This window comes from Evansella sp. AB-rgal1, from assembly GCF_041820985.1.
Lineage (GTDB): Bacteria > Bacillota > Bacilli > Bacillales > Salisediminibacteriaceae > Evansella.
This window is the reverse complement of the sequence record NZ_JBGUAU010000014.1, coordinates 17,272-34,671: the sequence shown is the minus strand read 5'-3', so window position 1 is coordinate 34,671 and position 17,400 is coordinate 17,272. Positions and strand designations below refer to the sequence as shown.

Genomic DNA, 17,400 nt, shown 5'->3' with positions numbered 1-17,400 from the left:
TATTAACTTTTAAGAAAACAAATCATCTAAGCACTGATAGTTTCAGTAACTTCTAGGAATGTTTTGATAGTTTCAGTATACATGATGCGAATGTGCTTTTTAACTACTATATAATTTAGGAGGACAATGATATGAAAATGAAAAATATCTTCTGGGTTTCAATACTATGCTTTTTCCTATTAATTGGCTGTAATACGAACACAGATGGTTCTCAAGGAGATTCTTCTGGAAATGACGATGAAGATATTGTCATTCGAGTTGCATGGTGGGGTGGCCAGGATAGACATGATAAAACGATGGAAGTAATCGAGCTTTTCGAAGCAGAATATCCTCATATTACGATAGAACCAGAGTTTACTGGATGGGATAGCTATTGGGAGCGACTTAACACGCAAGCAGCTGGATCGAATTTACCAGACGTTTTGCAAATGGATTACTCCAGACTTAATGATTACAATGAAAACGATTTAATCATTGATCTAGCTCCGCTTATTGAAAACGGCACAATCAACTTAGATGATGTGGAAGATGTATACCAAGATATGAACACGGTAGGAGATAATGTTATGGCTATCTCTCTAGGTGCCAACACCATTTCCCTATTATACGACAAAGATATGTTGGATAAGTACGGAGTTTCTTTAGAGCCGGGCCACACTTATGACGAGCTCATGGAGCGACTATCCATTGTTTCAGAAGGAGAAGGAAGCGAGTATTACGGATTTGATTTTGCAAACAATGAATATGAATTGTTTTATCTATACGCTAGACAAAACGGGGAAGAATTTTTTAACGACGAAGGAACAGATTTAGGATTTTCTAAACAGACACTACATGACTATTTAGATCTTATGAAAGAAATGCTAGATAATGAGATTAGTCCTCCTCATGATTTTACTATGGAGTTCATGAACGACGGAACTACCATGCTTCAAAATGGATATGTAGCAGCAAGTATGGGATCTAGCAATCAGCTGGTTGCATTTTCCAAAACAACAGACCTCAATTTAGGAGTGACACTATTACCTGCGTTACAAGGTGGTGTTCATGGGAACTGGATCCGTCCAAGTCAATCCTTTGTCATCTCTTCTCATTCTCAACAAGAAGAAGCGGCGGCAATGTTTATTGACTTTGTTACGAATAATCTAGAGGCAAACGAAATATTAAAAGCTGAAAGAGGAGTTCCCATCTCTTCTAAAGTAAGAGAGCATCTCCTTCCTATTGTGGATAACCATGTAAAGGAAACATTTGAATTTCTTGAAATCGCGGAAGATTACTCCAGTGATGCATTTTCGTCTCCTCCTGCAGGGGAAAGTGAGATAGCTGCTTCTTTCTTCAGAGCCGTCGAGCACTTTAAGTATGGCAGAATTACCGTGGAAGAGGCAGTAGAACAGTTTTTCGAAGAAGCGGAACAACTTTTACAATAAACCTTCGTTACAACTGGAGGACATTATTTTTACAAAAAACAAAAAAAGGAGTTCTATGATAATGGTATCTGAAAACATGGATAAGATCATTCACAACGTTATCGATCAAATGAAAAACTTGGAAGCACCATTTGAGGAAAACGAAGTTCCCATCCCTCATATCTCGATGGAACACTGGGAATGGCCACAAGGAGTTGGGCTTTTCGGACTTTATCTCTATTACAAAAAATCTGGGAACAAAGAAATCTTTAATTATCTGGAAGGTTGGTTTGAGCGAAGGTTTCAGGAAGGTTTACCTGGAAAAAATGTAAATACCATGTGTCCCATGCTTACGCTAACCTACTTATATGAAGAAACAGAAAATGAACACTATCTTGATCTCTGTAAAGAATGGCTTGACTATGTGATGAATGATATGCCTCGTACTCAGGAAAATGGGATTCAGCATATTGTTACAGCGATGGAGAATCGAGAACAGCTGTGGGATGACACATTGTATATGACTGTGTTATTTGTTACAAGAATGGGTGTTCTTTTGAAGGACGATAAATATATCCAAGAGAGTATTTATCAGTTCCTTATTCATCTCAAATATCTCACGGATAGAAAAACTGGTCTGCTTTTTCACGGATGGACATTTGAAGGAAATCATCATTTCGCAGGGGCTTTATGGGCAAGAGGAAATTCTTGGTATACAGCGGGAATAGTAGATTATCTTGAAATCGTTGAGTTGCCTCCCAGCATGAAAGAGATATTACTCTCCGCTCTTGAGATGCAAGTAAAGACGTTGGAAAAACTACAAAACAGAAATGGGATGTGGCATACATTATTAGATGATTCTTCAACGTATGTGGAAGCGTCCGCTACCGCTGCATTCTCCTATGGTATATTAAAGGCCGTTCGTAAAGGTTTTCTTCCTGAGAAATACAAGGAGACAGGTGTTAAAGCTTGGAAAGCCGTGATGGAGCGGATAGATGAAAAGGGAATTTTACTGGATGTCTCGTACGGAACTGGTATGGGGAGTGATTTACAATATTACAAGGACATAAAAGTGTGTCCAATGCCTTACGGTCAATCAATGGCACTATTAATGATGGTGGAGGGCCTAGAGCATGGGCTGACTATTGAGACAGTAAAATAATAAACTAGCTGTGTTCCACTTCTATCTGCTATATTAGAAATGGACACAGTTTTTTGTATATTACTAGAGCTACCACTGCTATACTAGGTTCACTACTATTTTATGAAGGAGATCACCTTATTTGAGCGTTTATTTGTTTATCTTATATCAATTTCTTCTCTTTATCATTTTACTGCTAACGAACCTTTTTTTCGGAAAACTAATAGGTCCACCGCTCGAACTAATAGATGTACTTGCTACCATTCTTTCTCTCCCAATCTATCTGCTATGCTTTATGTTAATAGAGAAACTGTACAAACGACTATCTTCTATTTCTAAAAGAAGAAAAGTAGCATTTTCTATTCTTGCCTTTCTTTTAGCGGTCATTCTATTAACAACAATAGAGAATCTTTGGTATGAGTTTACTGGGAATATGTTGTTTTAACATTATGAAAAGACTATGAACAAGTATGGAAAAGTAATATTGGAGGAGTGAACGGAATGATTTATAGGGAAAAAGAAAAATCAATCGAAACAGATAGATTACTTCTACGAATATTTAGAGAGTCCGATGCTAAAGACGTTACCCTTTTATGTAATAATTACAATATTTATAAGAATACATTGTATCTACCTTACCCATATTCCAAAGAGGATGCTTTATCTTGGATAAAAAATCATCTTGGTAACTTCCACATTGATAAAAGCTATGAATTCGCGGTAACAGATAAGGTTACAGGAAAGATATATGGTGCAATAGCATTATCTAACAATCAAAGTTTTCATCATGGTGAAATTGCTTATTGGGTTGGAGAAGATTATTGGGGAAATGGTTACGCTTCTGAAGCTGCTAAAGCTATACTTGAATTCGCTTTTCACGAAAAACAGTATCATAAAGTATTTGCTCGATGTTTTCATTCAAATCCAGCTTCTGGAAAAGTGATAGAGAAAATAGGCATGAAAAAAGAAGGTATCTTGAGAGAGCATGTAAAAAAAGAGAACAAATACATAGATTTAGTTTATTATGGAATTCTCAAAAAAGAAGTATTATTAAAATAATGAAATTGGAAGGAAGAGGACTGCTGTTTATTTATAGCGAAACATGGAATCTATATCAAATCGTCCTCTATTTCCTTCCTTATTTTTTCCGCTCTAATTCATCTACTCTGGCGGAGAGCCGTTCGATCTCTCGCTTCATTTCCGTTTGTTCACTACGCATTTCTTCTTTTTCCGTCTCCAAATGTTCATTCCATCTTTCACGGATAGGTTTCACGTAAAAGTTTATTAAATAACCAAATATAAATATAATAAATCCATAAAACAGTAATCGATAGATAATTTCCATGAGAAACCTCCTCTATTTTACACCGATATTCAAAAAAACGTTAGCATCAGGCAGGGACTTTGTTAATTCCATGTTTTCCTCCCTAGATTTTTATTGTCGCGACGTGTATAAAATTCATTACGGATAAAACGGAAATAAGTTTCAAAGACGGAGAAAATCAAATGCTTTAAACTTAATTACTGCAGTTGCAATTGCTGCGAATATATCTCCAATAACGGAGAAGATTGCTGCCATTTCTCCTACCCAGAAATGACTTTAATTATTTGTAAAAACCTCCATATTTTTCTTAATAGATAAACCAAAATACATATATGTAACAGTTAAGCTTTCTATTGGTTCTTCATAATACTCAACTAAAATACCGTAGCTTAGAGGAGTTCCCTCATTTTTATTAATCACTTCTAAGGCTTGATTACTTGTTATTTTCCGCTGAATTTTTTCTTCATCCAACTTCATAAAAAGAATATTTGGATTATCGGTTCCGACTTGAACTCCTTGCAAAGTATCATAACTCACACCTAACGCTACATTTTTAGGCTCTTTTTTCCCATTAACAGTTACCTCTTTTAAAGTAATATCCATGAAACCGTTGTTAGAAAAATCATATACTGTTTGTTCTATTCCATCTTTACTATATTGGGATCCCCCAGAAAATACGAGAGGGTTGCTGAAGTAAACATACCCAATGAAGCATAAACTAATGATAAAAAACGTCAAAACAGGAAGTAATACAATCTTATTTTTCAATCTAATTCTCCTAACTAACATTATTTTTATAATCCCCCCAGATTTGGTACATATTATATTTTATTCTAGTTGCTCCACTTTCAAAGCCTTCGTCTGAGGAGGATTTGATTCACGAATATAGTCATACCATACTGCTAAGTTCTGACCTTTTCTGATACTATGTAGCTGTTTTTCATCTTCTACTTTTACATAGATTATGTTATAAAAATCTTTGGAATCATCTATGGATTTGAGGGCAATTTCGTTCCTTCTTTTTTTCGTCACTTTTCCGTAAAGTATTTTATGATCGGATAAGCCGAATAGGTCATTCTCTTCTTCCATAGTGATTTTGGATCCTTCACCCATACGTTCTTCACTTTGAATGAGGTGATCCCCTTGACCACAACTAGTGAGCAGAAAGCTGAATATGAAACAAAAAGAGAGGGCCTTCTTCACATTCATTCCTCCTTTTTTTTCAAAAGGCTCTTTTCGTAATAATTGTTGCTAATAGCTTATTAATGGGATTAATTTACTATTTTATGGTATCATTAGATATAGAGTTCTTATGATACGAACGGGGGTTAATTCAACAAACAACAGTGTTTTTTGTAAATCCAAAAATATATTAAGGAGATTGCAAAAATGTTTAATAACAAAGTCCAAATGATAATGGGAAGTATTATCTGTATCTTAGTTATATTTTTAGGCGTTTTTTCATCGCTACACTACTTTGGGGTTAAAGAAGATGAAAGACAGCGGCAATTATTTATTAATCACCTATACTTTTCAATCGATAATTCTATATATTATATTGAGACATTAATGGAAAATAACAATGGAAATGAGAGTTTAGAATATTATATTCGTGCATTAGAAAAGAATTTATTAGAAGCTGATGCTTCTATACGTTATGGCAATATGCTTATGGATAGTAAGCTTTATCCATCGGATTTTTTTAGGCATGCGTCCAATTTTTTATATGGAGTAAGTATGACTGGCTCAGTCACCGCAGATGTTCCCCCTATGGCAGATAATAATGAACTTACCGAAATTGACTTAGCTTTACTAAATACTATTAAAGGTTATTTGGAAAATGCTAAACAAGAAATGTACTCAGAACAAACAAAACAAGAAAACCCAAGTTTAACAATTGATGAATTAAATAAAATTATAGCGACTCATCTAAATAATCACCATTCAGAAATCTATAAAGATGCTTTTAAATAGGGTTTTAATTCAATTAATGTTTGTTATCTGAAGAACAAGTTCAGCCGCTTCCTCTTGGGAGTGGTTGATTTCATACCTCGCGCAAATATTGAACAGTAATCAAATTGGACTTCTGACACGCACTTAAAAGCATTTGGTTTACTCGTTCCTTGGTCGCCATTTTCTTGCTCTGTTGAAGAAAATTGAACCAGTAAAGGTAGTTATCTAAATACTTGGTTGCCACACCTTGGAACCGTTGCATCCAGTCCTTCAAACGCTTATGGTAGCTGTTCACGTGCTGTAGATGGTAAATGCCTTTTTTGACATATCCCTCTTTGCTCAGGTTAATCGTTTCGTGCTTAAGTTCCTTGATAAGAGCGAATTTCTTGTAGTTTGTAGCTGTATCTGTACATAACAAAGAAGATGGGTCTATATAATCCCCAATAACGGCATCAATTTCTTCTGCTCTAACACGTCCTGTTCCTGCTTTTTGAGCAATCACTTTCCCATTACGGTCTTGTGCCACCACGACAGCGATTTTAAGGTTACTAATACCTCTCTTCTTATCTCTACCTCCACGTTTCTTTGGTTTTCTATCGACCACTTCACGCCCTTTTAAAGACTCCTTAAAGAAAGTCTCGTCGCTTTCAACGATACCTTTTAACGTTTGAAATCCTAATGAACGAAGGGCGAAAAGCACCTTGTGCCGCCAATAGAATGCAGTAGATAGGTGAATGTCCAGTTTTTCAGCAATCTTTGGCAAGGTATACCCTTCAACCATTAACTGAAAAAAGGTAGACCACTTTCCAATATAACGAGTTCCCGATATAGGAGTGTTTGTTAGGTCGTTGAAAGACTTACCACAATCACGACATAGATACCTTTGTCTATTCCTGTATGTACCGTTTCGTTTTACCTTTACACTACCACAATGAAGACAACCTAACCCTTCATTAAAACGTGTTTCTCTAATAGATGTAAACGCATCTTTCATATCTTCATTTGCATCAGAGAAAAACTCTTCTTTTATAAGGTCAAACAGCTTCTGTTGCTCGTGTTTTGGTAAATCTGAGAAATTGGCATAAACGTCTTTCCACATCATATATCCCTCCTATGGCTGTATTTTAGCATCTTCTAAGAGTCTGGTCAAAATAGCAACAATCTATACTAAAACAGCCTTTCAAAAAAAAGAATTCCCTAACAATTAATCTTGAGTTACATTATACTAGATTTCTAGGCTACATAGATACTTTGATTTCTTATGAAGGAGTGAGCACTTTTGTTAGATTTATTTCAATATAATTGGCAAGTGAGAGAAGATTGGTTTAGATGGTGTGAGAAGATTTCCATCGAAGAACTACGAAAGGAACGTACGGGTGGTATGGGAAGTATTATAAAGAATTTATATCATGTTTGTGACTGTGAACAATTATGGGTCGCTCATTTGCAAGAAAGACCATCTATTGAATCCTCGATTTATTCTATTTCTACACTCCAAGAGGTAATTGATTTTTCAAATAAAACAAGGGCTGTAACCGAAGACTTCCTGAGATTCTGGACTCTGGAAGATGAGGATAAAATCTTAGAGATACAGAGTAAAACTGGCAAGGTTCATACATTTACATATGGAAAGGTGCTGCGACACATCATTACCCATGAAATCCACCATATTGGCCAGTTATCTGTATGGGCAAGAGAGTTAAATGTGAAGCCTGTTTCCTCTGATTTGATCATGAGAGATTACTAAAAAGGAAGGGGTTACCCTGCTTCCACTAACTGCAAAACATTCTATCTAGACTTAGAATGAGGTATTATGCCTTATAAAATTTCCCATATTTATTCCAAAACAAAGCCTAGTTTGTTATCATTAACTATGAATTAATAACCAAATAAATAGAAAGAAAAGGTGATTATTAGGAGGTTGTTATGAAAAGTAATGGTATGTACGTCTTAGCTTTGCTAGTTATAACATTTATCGTTTTTGCTATTGGAGCAACCCTATTCGTATCGACTAATCCATACACAGATTTTATACTTACTCTAATTGCGGTACATTTAGTGGCTTCGAAACTAGTTATCAAGGAAAAAGAGAATGTATCTTATTTTTACAGGACAAGCATTCAAAAGAGGACACTCTAAAAGGCAAATACTTTCGGAGCGTCCTCTTACTTATCATTTCATTGCCTTTATCAATCTAGCTGGATTTCCTCCAACAACAATATTGCCAGGTCCGTCTTTCGTAACCACCGCACCTGATGCTATCACCACATGTCCTACAGTTACTCCTGAGGTTATTACTGCATTTCCGCCAATCCAAACATTGTTGCCAACGGTAATTGGCTTTTCATATAGGTGTTATACTATCTCCTCCGTGAAGATACAACTGTGTTATCTTTCATTACTATTTCATACCTAACCGTTGATGTAGTAAAAGTTCTATCTTCCGTTGTTTCTTGCTGGTGAATATAACGGACTACTACCTCATAAGTAGTATACTCCGTTGGTTCTTGACTCTCATAATTCTCATATCTTGAAATATTTATAATGTTTATGATATCAAAATCATATATTTGTGAATCGTTTGATAGAGTGCTTATGTGAGGACGTATGACATTCTCTTTAAGCTCTTCAAGAACCCTTACCTCCTCTTGATTAAGAAGATTTGGTAACATAAACAGCAGAATACAAATTGCCACTAACCCTGCGATGAGAGTTACTACCCATTTATCAGGCTTCTTTTTCTTACGTGCACTCATATTGTCACCTCCCTTTTCATAACATAATCCTTTTACGTTTGGTACCTTAAAAGGTTTCTCCAAACATTTTTTAAACATACCTGCTTCGTTAAAAATATGGTACCCCTTATTTACTAAGCATTTAGTTGATTTATTCATGTATACACGTTCTATGGTGGCTTAACAACATTGATATAGCAATAAAAAACACATACGATTTCAATGAATCGCATGTGTTTTTGCTTCTGAAAACTTATTAATACCTATGAAGTGAACATGTTAACACTCATACACAATAATACTTTTCTTATACAAAACCCTACTTTTCCACTCGTGGAGTCCCATATGCTGGAACCGGCACCTCTGCCCAATCGATATCAGACGCGAAATAAAAACTTGGGTATGGTGGTTGATTGTACACTGTATTTTGCCACGCAATCCCTGTTCGATATTGGGCATCATGCATTAACGTATAAAGCTTTCGATCCGTTATTTCTGTATTGACATAAATCCGAATAGCAGAGCTATCAGACTTACGTACAAGAAGTTCTTCTCGCCAATCACCAAAAATGTCTGCTACTAGACATGGATTTCCTTTTGTTCCATTGTTCGTTCTTGTATCTGTTGCCGTTAGCAACACGCCTTTTTTCCAATCAACAATGGTAGGTGTTTCATCGTGGATGCCATGAACAATTTGAGTTGTCATATCTCCTGACCAGTTAATGTTCATATTTGTACCAGGAGCATCCATACTGATTTGCTCCCCTTTTGCTGTTTTCAAACCAAATCCATTCGCCCAAGTCTCTAATCCACGGTGCTCAGGATCCACATCCCCAACAATTCCACGGTCACGATCCTCCGCAGCAAATTCTCCTAAAAGAACCTCTCCGGTAGCCGCATCACGCAATGTATATCCATACGGAGCATATCTTCCATTTTCGTGAACCATGAATATTTCAAGACCAGGTCTATCTGGATCGATATTTGCCACATGCAACGTATCGCCGTGACCTAGTTTTGCAATGGTTCCTGGAGCAGCACTTTCTTCTGGCATCATATCACTTGAGCTATAAAGGACCGTTCCATCATGATCAATGGTGGCAGATCCATAGATGATTTCCTGTTTTCCATCTCCATCCACATCTGCAACACTAAGGGAATGAGCACCTTGATTTGTAATAGAACCAAATTCCTTCGACCTTCCATCTCTTGGATGAGGGTTATCATTAAATGGGTTACTCATTGGTGTCCAGTCACTATCAACTGTCCAATATTCCTTTAACTGCTCACCATCCCAGCTATAAGATACAATCGCTGCTCTTGTGTAATACCCTCGTGCAAAAATAGCGTACGGTTTTTCCCCATCAAGATAAGCAACTCCCGCTAGAAAGCGATCCACTCGGTTTCCTGGCTCAATACGATGTAAAGAATAATCGCCCCACATTAAGCCATCATCCTGACGACCTGGTTTATAAGGGATCGTTTCTAACTCTTTTCCACTTTCGCCTTCAAAAACCGTTAAATATTCAGGACCTTCTAAGATAAACCCTTCAAAATCACGAAGGTCGTTTCGCGGTGATCTGCTTGGAGCATATTCATCAATAAAATAGGTTGCTAGTTTCGTTGCATCTTCTTGAGTTAGAGGATAAGCATACTTACTCTCTATGTCGAAGCATTCCTCCAGCGTTTTTGGCCAATTGCCATTTACGACCTCTTCATGCTCGTGCCATCTCTTGAATAACCTTACAACATAATCAAAATAATCTTCACTACTCATACGATAATCATCTTCATTACTATATCCAGCTTGGAGGTCTACTTGAGGCATGGAAATATAGTTTTCCGATAAAACCTCACCGTTTTCGTCGTATCTTATGATTTTTGTGCCTGGAGCTGTTTTCATCATCATTTCTGCTTTGCCATCACCATCAAAATCATATACCATAAACTGAGTATAGTGTGCGCCAGCTCGAATATTCACACCCAAATCAATTCGATAAAGCAATGTTCCATCAAATTTATAGCAATCAATAAATACATTACCCGTATAGCCTTTTTGTGATACATCCTTCGAGTTCGATGGATCCCATTTTACGAAAAACTCGTATTGGCCATCCCCATCTATATCGCCAACACTCATATCATTGGCAGAGTATGTATATTTCTCTCCAGCAGGTGTTACCCCATCTGCTGGTTTTTGCAAAGGAAGATCGTAGTAGGAATTCTCCCAAGGAAGTACTTTTTTACTTTTATCCACTTCTTGACCATTCTCTACAGCACACACATGATACTCCGATGTTTCTGTACCTTCTTTGTCTAAGAAGTTCGTGCTGTCTGTTACTGTTGCAACTAGGGTATCATCTCGATACACATTGAAATCGCTACCAATTAAGCCGTTAGAAGAGTAGCCTGTCACTTCATTCCCTAACAACCTCCAATTAAGAAATACACCATCGGTAGTAGCCACTGCAACTAAGCCCCGATCAAGATGCTCTAATTGAATCTTTTTTCCACCTTTTGAAACGTTATTCATTGTCATTACTTACCCACCTTAAACTAGTAATCTTTGTTTCCATTTCTATTATACTTAAAAACAGAAAATATTTCACGGGAAGCAGTGGGGACGGTTCTCGGTGCTTCCTTCGTTTTGCTAAACGAAAGAAAATGAAACCAACATAATATAGTATCTTTTGTACTACCGAAATCTCTTTACCCAACGAAAAGAAGCACGAGCAAATTACTCATGCTACCTTACTATCTCGCCTTTCGATACTCTAAAGGAGATAAATGGTTCAGCTTCTTAAAGAGCTTAATAAAATAACTAGTATTCTCATAGCCTAGCTGGTTTGATATATCTTCAATTGTATAATTGGTGTTATGTAATAAATCAACTGCTTTTTTCATTTTTAATCTTGTTACATATTCAATAAAGGTTTCATTTGTTTCTTTTTTAAACATTCTACTAAAATAGCTTGGATTCATAAATAAGTGCTGTGCAACACGTTCCAACGTTATTTTCTCATGAATATGTTTTTCTACATATTTTTTTACTTCCCAAATTTCAGGTCGGTCAGATTTCCCCTCTGCTTCCACATGGGTAATAATCTCACGTAAAGAATTACAAATATATTTTTCCACTTGATGAACGGCGTCTAATGAATGGATTTCACTATGAAGTACATCTGTATGACTCTTTTCATCTTTAAATATATAATTGAAGTTTAATTGCATCGTTACTAGTATGTTGTTTACCCAACTTTTCACTGTTTCTGGATGGTATTTATTATCTTTTATTATTTGAATCCACTTACTAACATTCCTACCAATCTCCGATTCATCCCCATCAGATATAAGCTGTTTCCATTCTTCTACCACCTTTGAATAGTGAGAAAAAATGTTATCTGTTGAAAAATTTCTGTTTAGATTTTCTAATGAAAATACACTTTTCTCTTCAATATAAAACCACTCATGCTTCATCTTTATTATTTGTTGAGTATATTGTTTAAGTTGGTGAATGGTTGCTGCTGGCTTACTATACATAAAGGCTAGCTTTGCTCCACAATAATTTTCCAATGTATTTTGAAGGCGTACCAAAAATTTCCTAATATCTTCATACATATTATCTTTTATACTATTTGTTACTGGGAAAAACCAGATAATTTCGAAGTTATCATACACAAAACCTTCCATCTTCATTTCTTGTGCAATATTGTCCATACTATACATGAGTAGGTCTGACGATTGAAAACGCTCAAGGACGCAATCGATGTTTTGAACACATCCAATAACAGGGATATAGTTTTTTTCATCTAAATGAAGATGAAAGTCTTTACTCCTTGTTATCCACTCTTTCTCATTACTAATAGGACAGTCTATAAACGATCTAAGCCATTCTTTTTTTAGAGACATTCTATTTTGATTCACGATTTTCTGCCATCGAGTCATATCATTCTGTTGTCTCTTCTTGGCAGTTATTTTTTCAATTACTCTATCTATTGCCTCTTCCAATGTTTCTGGTTCCATTGTGTCTTTTAAAATATAGTCATTCACTAATAGTTTTAGTGCTTTTTTTGCATACTGGAAATCGTCGTGACAGGAAATAATCAATGCCTGTATTTCAGAATCCAATTTTCCTATTTCCTCTAAGAGTTCTAAACCATCCATATTCGGCATATCGATGTCCGTAATAATAATATCCGGTTTGCTTTCTTTCGCTACCCCTAATGCTTCTACCCCATTTTCACACATTCCGATCACTTCGAGACCCTTTTCACTCCAAGGTATACAATCATTCATAAACTCTAACATTTGATAGTTATCATCCACGAGTAATACTTTCATTGATTCACTCTCCTCCTTGGTTGTGGAAATCGAAAAGTAACTGTCATACCAGTATGTAACTCACTTTCAATATTCATTGTGAATTTACTCCCATAATATAGGCGCATTCGGTCATAAATATTTTTCAATCCAATTCCAAATAGTTTTTCTTCTTTCTGAAGATAATTATTAATAATGTTTCGTTTATCTAAAGTTAAATGCTTTTGAAGCATCTGTAGCCGATCTTTATCCATTCCACATCCATCATCTTGAATGGAGACAACAACAAAATTCCCCTCTTCACTAGACTTTAGATAAACATTTCCTGCTTCACTTATGATCCCATGCTTACAAGTGTTTTCTACAATTGGTTGAATGAAAAATCTCGGAACGGTTGTTTCTAGTGATGTGGAAGATAAATGTAAATGTACTTTTATTGGATTTTTCCTCATGGAGTTAATGAGATCTAAGTAGTCCATCGTATATTTTACTTCCTCATCTAACGTGATCCACTCTTCTCCTCGATATGTATTACGTAAAAATTTATTAAAAGATACAATTAAACGTGATGTTTCCGTATCTCCACTTTTTAGAGATTTGATGCGAATGGTATTTAGGATATTAAAGATAAAGTGTGGCTTTATTTTCGATTGTAATATCTCCATTTCCGCTTGCCGTTTCATCATCTGTTCCACTTTCACTCGTTTTATCATTTCTTGTATTTGATCCAACATTAAATCAAACGCTAATGCTAATCCACCAATCTCATCATTCCTACGTATGTTTGAACGAATATCAAGGTTTCCTTTTTCAATTTCTTGTGCAATCTCTGCCAAATCTCCAATAGGACGAGTAAATTTATTAACAATAAATAGTAAAGAAATAATTAATATGAAGAGCGCTGCGCCTAAAATATATAAATTCATGGTATAAGCTTTTGTCAGTGGAGCAGTAGCTTCATCATAGGACATAAAGCTTACGAGACTCCAATCAGAAAACTCCATTTGTCTATGAATCATTAAATACTTATTGCCATTTTCTTCTATAAATCGGTAATCATTTGGATTAATTTCATGATAGTATGGAAACTCCTTCCCTACTAATTCCATAGATTCATCGTATAACACTTTCCCTTCCTCATCCAAGAGAACAATACTTCGACTATAATTTATGTCTTTACTAGAAAGTATTTTATCCATTTCCGATTTATTCACCCCAGCAAACATGTAAGCTGTAGTTTTATTATTATAATCGATTAATCTCCTTCCTAATAAAACCATTTGATCCATGGGAGCTAATACTTGATTATCACGCTCCAAATCTAATGCATTAAAACTATGGACTTCAAAGGTATAGAGTTCGTCTAGTATAGAAGAACGTTCCCGTGCAATATCTATATCTACCTTGCCTCGGTAATTTTGGTTAACAAAATGTTGCTGACCATTTTGTTCCCCTTCTTTTGGGATAATATAAATATTAATATTACTATTTCGGGTAAAGTAGTCTAATTTAGAATTCACATCTAAATATGCTCTTGGCGGAATTGGGGCATGGATACTTCTATTCAATATGCTTTTAATCTCACTATCAAAATGAATATAATTCATTACTTGTAAGATATCGTCTAGCATTTTATTCACATACAAGTTTCCGATTTCGAGGGAATACGTTTCATTTTCAATCGTTTGGGTTTGAACAACTTTACTACTCGTATAAATCGTGTTACCCATACTAAATAATATAGGAAAAGACATACAAAGAATAATTACGAATAATAATTTTTTTCGAAAAGATATTTTATCGATTATTTTAAAACCCTTCATATGCATGCAATACACCACCCGCACAGAACTATAGATTCATAGTATCATGAAAACGCATTCTTTATAACACTTGTGATGGAATATATATACAGATTTTTTACTATAAGTAAAAACCTATTTCATCTTGGTTAGGAGCAGTTTCTCTCAATGTGAAAAAACCGACAGAAAGAGGCTGGAACAAAAGTGTTTTCAGCAAAGAGAAATCCGAACGAAATGATTCTTGGTATCCTATTCGCTGCAGAAATATACTTCGCTTTCCGCGGGTGGCTGGTGAGCCGCCGACCGCTTAAGCACTCTTGGGGTCTCACCCTTGCCTTTTGATCCCGCCGGAGTCTTCGTATATTTCCTCCGCTAAAGTTACCTATCGTTCGTCTTTTCAATGTTACACTTTCGTTATGACCCAGCCTCTTTCTATTTCCAAAAATATTTACTAATTTACATTCTCATCAATAACTTTCTGCACCCCTTCATGCGCTTTCTCTAACGTAGTATCTAAATCTTGCTCATCTAATAGGAATTTCTCTACCTCATTCTGATAAGCTGTTGCTACTTCATTAAAGAATGGAACTGGGATATGAAGATTCTGTGCTAGAGTCACATCTAATACATGAATCAAAGAATCTACGTTTACTTTATCCCCATACGTTGACTCTAATAGATTCTCTAAAACAACATCCATATCTGCGCCTAAATAGTCTGGTAGATATTTTCCTTGCATCACGATTCCTTCCGTAGTATACCAACGAATAAACTCGAACGCTTCTTCTTTGTAATCAGAACCTGAATATACTGTTAAGAAGTCTGCACCAGCAGGAGTATAAATATCATCTCCATCATTCGCTTTTGGATAAGGAGCAAACGCTGTTGTAAATTCACTTTCTTCGTCAGGTCTTCCACCAGCTTCCGCAATCATCCAGCTTCCCGTCATGATCATAGCTGCTCTTCCTGAGAAATATTCAGGACGATAGTTTAAACTCATGGAAATAGTATCAGCATACGGGGTAGCTGAACCTTCCTCATGACCACGTTCACGAATTTCTAATGATTGTCTAAATAATGGACTATCAACATTAGATGTTACTCCATCATCTTTCACAAAACTACTGTTTTCTGGTTGATTAAAGACTGCTAAACGAATATAGTCATTCCACGTGTGGAAGAATGTTCCATATTGTTTATTTTGTCCTTCCCCTTTTGTCAAGGCTGCAGCGTAGTCCATATATTCATCCCAAGTCCAGTCTTTTGGAATCTCAAGACCTGCTTCATTTAATGCATCTTCATTAATCATGACAAAGTTCATATTGAATTTCCCTGGAAGAGCATAATAATGTCCATCAATTTTGGTGTCCACTCGATAGTCATTATCATAAGTAATTCCTGCAGTATTAATATATTCGTCTAATGGAGCAAACATCCCTTGCGCAACACGTTGTGAATAACCTTGTGGGCTATTTACCATAATAACGTCTAGCTGATCCCCAGATGCAGCAGCTAAATCAATTTGTTGCATCGTTTCATCTGCATTATTATTCTCTGGTGTAACAGACTCCACTTTAATGTGTGGAAATTCCTCTTCAAAAGCTGCGATTACTTCATGCCAATTGTCTTGTTCTTCGTTGTACCAATGGTGAAGCCTAATGGTTACAGGATCTGGGTCAGGCTCATTCTCATTATTGTTATCATTATCAGAATTATCTGTGTTATCAGTATTATTGGTATTATCTGTGTTACCTGAATTACTTGTTGTATCCGTGTTACCTGAGTTATTGGAACAAGCAACGAACACAAACAGAAGGGCCAACATCAACGCAAACTGTACTACTCTTTTCATTTAAAATCCTCCCTTTTTTTATGTTTAAATATTTATCCTTTCACTCCACCGATTGCGATTCCTTCGATTACATATTTTTGACCTATAAAGAATATCACAAGAAGTGGAAGGATTGCTGAAACAGTACCTGCCATTGTTAAGCTGTATAACTGACCACTTTCATTTGCAAAACGAGAAATTGCTAATGGAATTGTTGTAAGACTATCGGAACGGAGGAAGATCAAAGGTCCTTGATAATCATTCCATGTCCAGATAAATCGTAATATAGAATAGGTTGATATTGCTGGTAATACTAAAGGAACTGCTACTCTCGTAAAAATGGTAATATGTCCAGCTCCATCTATTTTTGCAGATGCAATATAATCATCATGTATTCCCATGAAAAATTGTCGCAACATAAATGTTCCCAGTACACTAAAACTATTTAATAGAATTAATCCAAGATGTGTGTCAAATAAATCCAAGTACATATACAACATAAATTGTGGTACTAAAATAGCTTGTGCAGGGATCATGAATGTCGCTAGAACAACAATGAATAAAGTGGTTCTTCCTCGAAATTCTATTTTTGAAAAACCATAAGCAGCCATCGCGGATACTGTCGTCGAAATAATCGTTGTCAATATGGTTACTTTTATTGAGTTCCAATAATAAAGCGGGAAGCCACTCGACCAAACTGTGGCGTAATTGTCCCACCGCCAGACATCTGGAATCCACTGAATTGGATAAGCAAATACTTCATTTTCTGGTTTCACTGATGCTGATAACATCCATATAAATGGTAGTAAAAATACGATTCCTACAATAAACATTATCACAGTGAAAACGATTTTAGAGACATGATGTTTCATTAGGTTTCCTCCTCCC

General features: G+C 35.9%; 17 protein-coding genes and 1 pseudogene. 7 read left to right on the top strand and 11 right to left on the bottom strand.

The window, feature by feature from the left end:
* Nucleotides 1–131 precede the first annotated feature (131 nt).
* The 4 genes from ACERII_RS13215 (at nt 132) to ACERII_RS13200 (ending at nt 3,606) form a co-directional block, all read left to right on the top strand.
* On the top strand, nt 132–1,427 hold the full coding sequence (locus ACERII_RS13215; protein WP_373642860.1) for an ABC transporter substrate-binding protein: 1,296 nt from the start codon (nt 132–134) through the stop codon (nt 1,425–1,427).
* Between the two features lie 61 nt (nt 1,428–1,488).
* Entirely contained in the window at nt 1,489–2,568 is a 1,080-nt protein-coding gene (gene bglB, locus ACERII_RS13210) for a beta-galactosidase BglB (RefSeq protein WP_373642859.1), read from the top strand.
* A gap of 121 nt (nt 2,569–2,689) precedes the next feature.
* Complete coding sequence (locus tag ACERII_RS13205; RefSeq protein ID WP_373642858.1) at nt 2,690–2,992, top strand: hypothetical protein; 303 nt, start codon at nt 2,690–2,692, stop codon at nt 2,990–2,992.
* 56 nt (nt 2,993–3,048) lie between these two features.
* Nucleotides 3,049–3,606, top strand: coding sequence for a GNAT family N-acetyltransferase (locus tag ACERII_RS13200; RefSeq protein WP_373642857.1), 558 nt, complete (start codon nt 3,049–3,051; stop codon nt 3,604–3,606).
* 79 nt (nt 3,607–3,685) lie between these two features.
* On the opposite strand, the gene ACERII_RS13195 is transcribed toward ACERII_RS13200, so the two are convergent.
* From ACERII_RS13195 to ACERII_RS13185, 3 genes are all read right to left on the bottom strand, one after another.
* Nucleotides 3,686–3,892, bottom strand: coding sequence for a hypothetical protein (locus ACERII_RS13195; protein WP_373642856.1), 207 nt, complete (start codon nt 3,890–3,892; stop codon nt 3,686–3,688).
* Nucleotides 3,893–4,147: 255 nt separating this feature from the next.
* Nucleotides 4,148–4,639, bottom strand: a complete 492-nt coding sequence (locus ACERII_RS13190) for a hypothetical protein (protein WP_373642855.1) — start codon at nt 4,637–4,639, stop codon at nt 4,148–4,150.
* 60 nt (nt 4,640–4,699) lie between these two features.
* Nucleotides 4,700–5,074 carry a DUF3221 domain-containing protein gene (locus tag ACERII_RS13185; RefSeq protein ID WP_373642854.1) on the bottom strand — a complete coding sequence of 125 codons (375 nt, stop codon included), beginning with the start codon at nt 5,072–5,074 and terminating at the stop codon, nt 4,700–4,702.
* A 186-nt stretch (nt 5,075–5,260) separates the two neighbouring features.
* Between ACERII_RS13185 and ACERII_RS13180 the strand changes: the two genes are divergently transcribed.
* Complete coding sequence (locus ACERII_RS13180; RefSeq protein ID WP_373642853.1) at nt 5,261–5,845, top strand: hypothetical protein; 585 nt, start codon at nt 5,261–5,263, stop codon at nt 5,843–5,845.
* A 70-nt stretch (nt 5,846–5,915) separates the two neighbouring features.
* On the opposite strand, the gene ACERII_RS13175 is transcribed toward ACERII_RS13180, so the two are convergent.
* Nucleotides 5,916–6,923: an IS1595 family transposase gene (locus tag ACERII_RS13175; protein ID WP_373642852.1), complete on the bottom strand. Its 1,008-nt coding sequence runs from the start codon at nt 6,921–6,923 to the stop codon at nt 5,916–5,918.
* Nucleotides 6,924–7,103: 180 nt separating this feature from the next.
* Between ACERII_RS13175 and ACERII_RS13170 the strand changes: the two genes are divergently transcribed.
* Entirely contained in the window at nt 7,104–7,571 is a 468-nt protein-coding gene (locus ACERII_RS13170) for a DinB family protein (RefSeq protein ID WP_373642850.1), read from the top strand.
* 179 nt (nt 7,572–7,750) lie between these two features.
* Nucleotides 7,751–7,963 (top strand): hypothetical protein, encoded by a 213-nt coding sequence (locus ACERII_RS13165; RefSeq protein WP_373642849.1) that lies wholly within the window; start codon nt 7,751–7,753, stop codon nt 7,961–7,963.
* Between the two features lie 33 nt (nt 7,964–7,996).
* Here the strand turns inward: ACERII_RS13165 and ACERII_RS13160 are convergent.
* The 7 genes and pseudogenes from ACERII_RS13160 to ACERII_RS13130 form a co-directional block, all read right to left on the bottom strand.
* Nucleotides 7,997–8,173 (bottom strand): annotated as a pseudogene (locus ACERII_RS13160) (acetyltransferase); the annotation flags it as partial.
* An 11-nt stretch (nt 8,174–8,184) separates the two neighbouring features.
* A complete protein-coding gene (locus ACERII_RS13155; protein WP_373642846.1) occupies nt 8,185–8,580 on the bottom strand; it encodes a hypothetical protein in 396 nt (131 codons plus the stop codon).
* Between the two features lie 298 nt (nt 8,581–8,878).
* The gene (locus tag ACERII_RS13150) at nt 8,879–11,098 is read right to left on the bottom strand and encodes a rhamnogalacturonan lyase (RefSeq protein ID WP_373642844.1); all 2,220 of its coding nucleotides are present in this window, start codon (nt 11,096–11,098) and stop codon (nt 8,879–8,881) included.
* 215 nt (nt 11,099–11,313) lie between these two features.
* A complete protein-coding gene (locus ACERII_RS13145; RefSeq protein WP_373642842.1) occupies nt 11,314–12,900 on the bottom strand; it encodes a response regulator transcription factor in 1,587 nt (528 codons plus the stop codon).
* On the bottom strand, nt 12,897–14,708 hold the full coding sequence (locus ACERII_RS13140) for a sensor histidine kinase (RefSeq protein ID WP_373642841.1): 1,812 nt from the start codon (nt 14,706–14,708) through the stop codon (nt 12,897–12,899). Before ACERII_RS13140 ends, ACERII_RS13145 begins: the two co-directional genes overlap by 4 nt.
* A 424-nt stretch (nt 14,709–15,132) precedes the next feature.
* Nucleotides 15,133–16,533, bottom strand: coding sequence for an ABC transporter substrate-binding protein (locus tag ACERII_RS13135; RefSeq protein ID WP_373642839.1), 1,401 nt, complete (start codon nt 16,531–16,533; stop codon nt 15,133–15,135).
* A 32-nt stretch (nt 16,534–16,565) separates the two neighbouring features.
* Nucleotides 16,566–17,384 carry a carbohydrate ABC transporter permease gene (locus tag ACERII_RS13130; protein WP_373642837.1) on the bottom strand — a complete coding sequence of 273 codons (819 nt, stop codon included), beginning with the start codon at nt 17,382–17,384 and terminating at the stop codon, nt 16,566–16,568.
* Nucleotides 17,385–17,400 lie beyond the last annotated feature (16 nt).

Excerpts from the sequence above, each read along its gene's own strand:
- ACERII_RS13215 (WP_373642860.1), top strand. The coding sequence starts at position 132 with ATGAAAATGAAAAATATCTTCTGGGTTTCAATACTATGCTTTTTCCTA.
- ACERII_RS13130 (WP_373642837.1), bottom strand. The coding sequence starts at position 17,384 with ATGAAACATCATGTCTCTAAAATCGTTTTCACTGTGATAATGTTTATT.
- ACERII_RS13135 (WP_373642839.1), bottom strand. The coding sequence starts at position 16,533 with ATGAAAAGAGTAGTACAGTTTGCGTTGATGTTGGCCCTTCTGTTTGTG.
- ACERII_RS13195 (WP_373642856.1), bottom strand. The coding sequence starts at position 3,892 with ATGGAAATTATCTATCGATTACTGTTTTATGGATTTATTATATTTATA.
- ACERII_RS13165 (WP_373642849.1), top strand. The coding sequence starts at position 7,751 with ATGAAAAGTAATGGTATGTACGTCTTAGCTTTGCTAGTTATAACATTT.
- ACERII_RS13200 (WP_373642857.1), top strand. The coding sequence starts at position 3,049 with ATGATTTATAGGGAAAAAGAAAAATCAATCGAAACAGATAGATTACTT.
- ACERII_RS13145 (WP_373642842.1), bottom strand. The coding sequence starts at position 12,900 with ATGAAAGTATTACTCGTGGATGATAACTATCAAATGTTAGAGTTTATG.
- bglB (WP_373642859.1), top strand. The coding sequence starts at position 1,489 with ATGGTATCTGAAAACATGGATAAGATCATTCACAACGTTATCGATCAA.
- ACERII_RS13175 (WP_373642852.1), bottom strand. The coding sequence starts at position 6,923 with ATGTGGAAAGACGTTTATGCCAATTTCTCAGATTTACCAAAACACGAG.
- ACERII_RS13155 (WP_373642846.1), bottom strand. The coding sequence starts at position 8,580 with ATGAGTGCACGTAAGAAAAAGAAGCCTGATAAATGGGTAGTAACTCTC.
- ACERII_RS13140 (WP_373642841.1), bottom strand. The coding sequence starts at position 14,708 with ATGCATATGAAGGGTTTTAAAATAATCGATAAAATATCTTTTCGAAAA.
- ACERII_RS13150 (WP_373642844.1), bottom strand. The coding sequence starts at position 11,098 with ATGACAATGAATAACGTTTCAAAAGGTGGAAAAAAGATTCAATTAGAG.
- ACERII_RS13180 (WP_373642853.1), top strand. The coding sequence starts at position 5,261 with ATGTTTAATAACAAAGTCCAAATGATAATGGGAAGTATTATCTGTATC.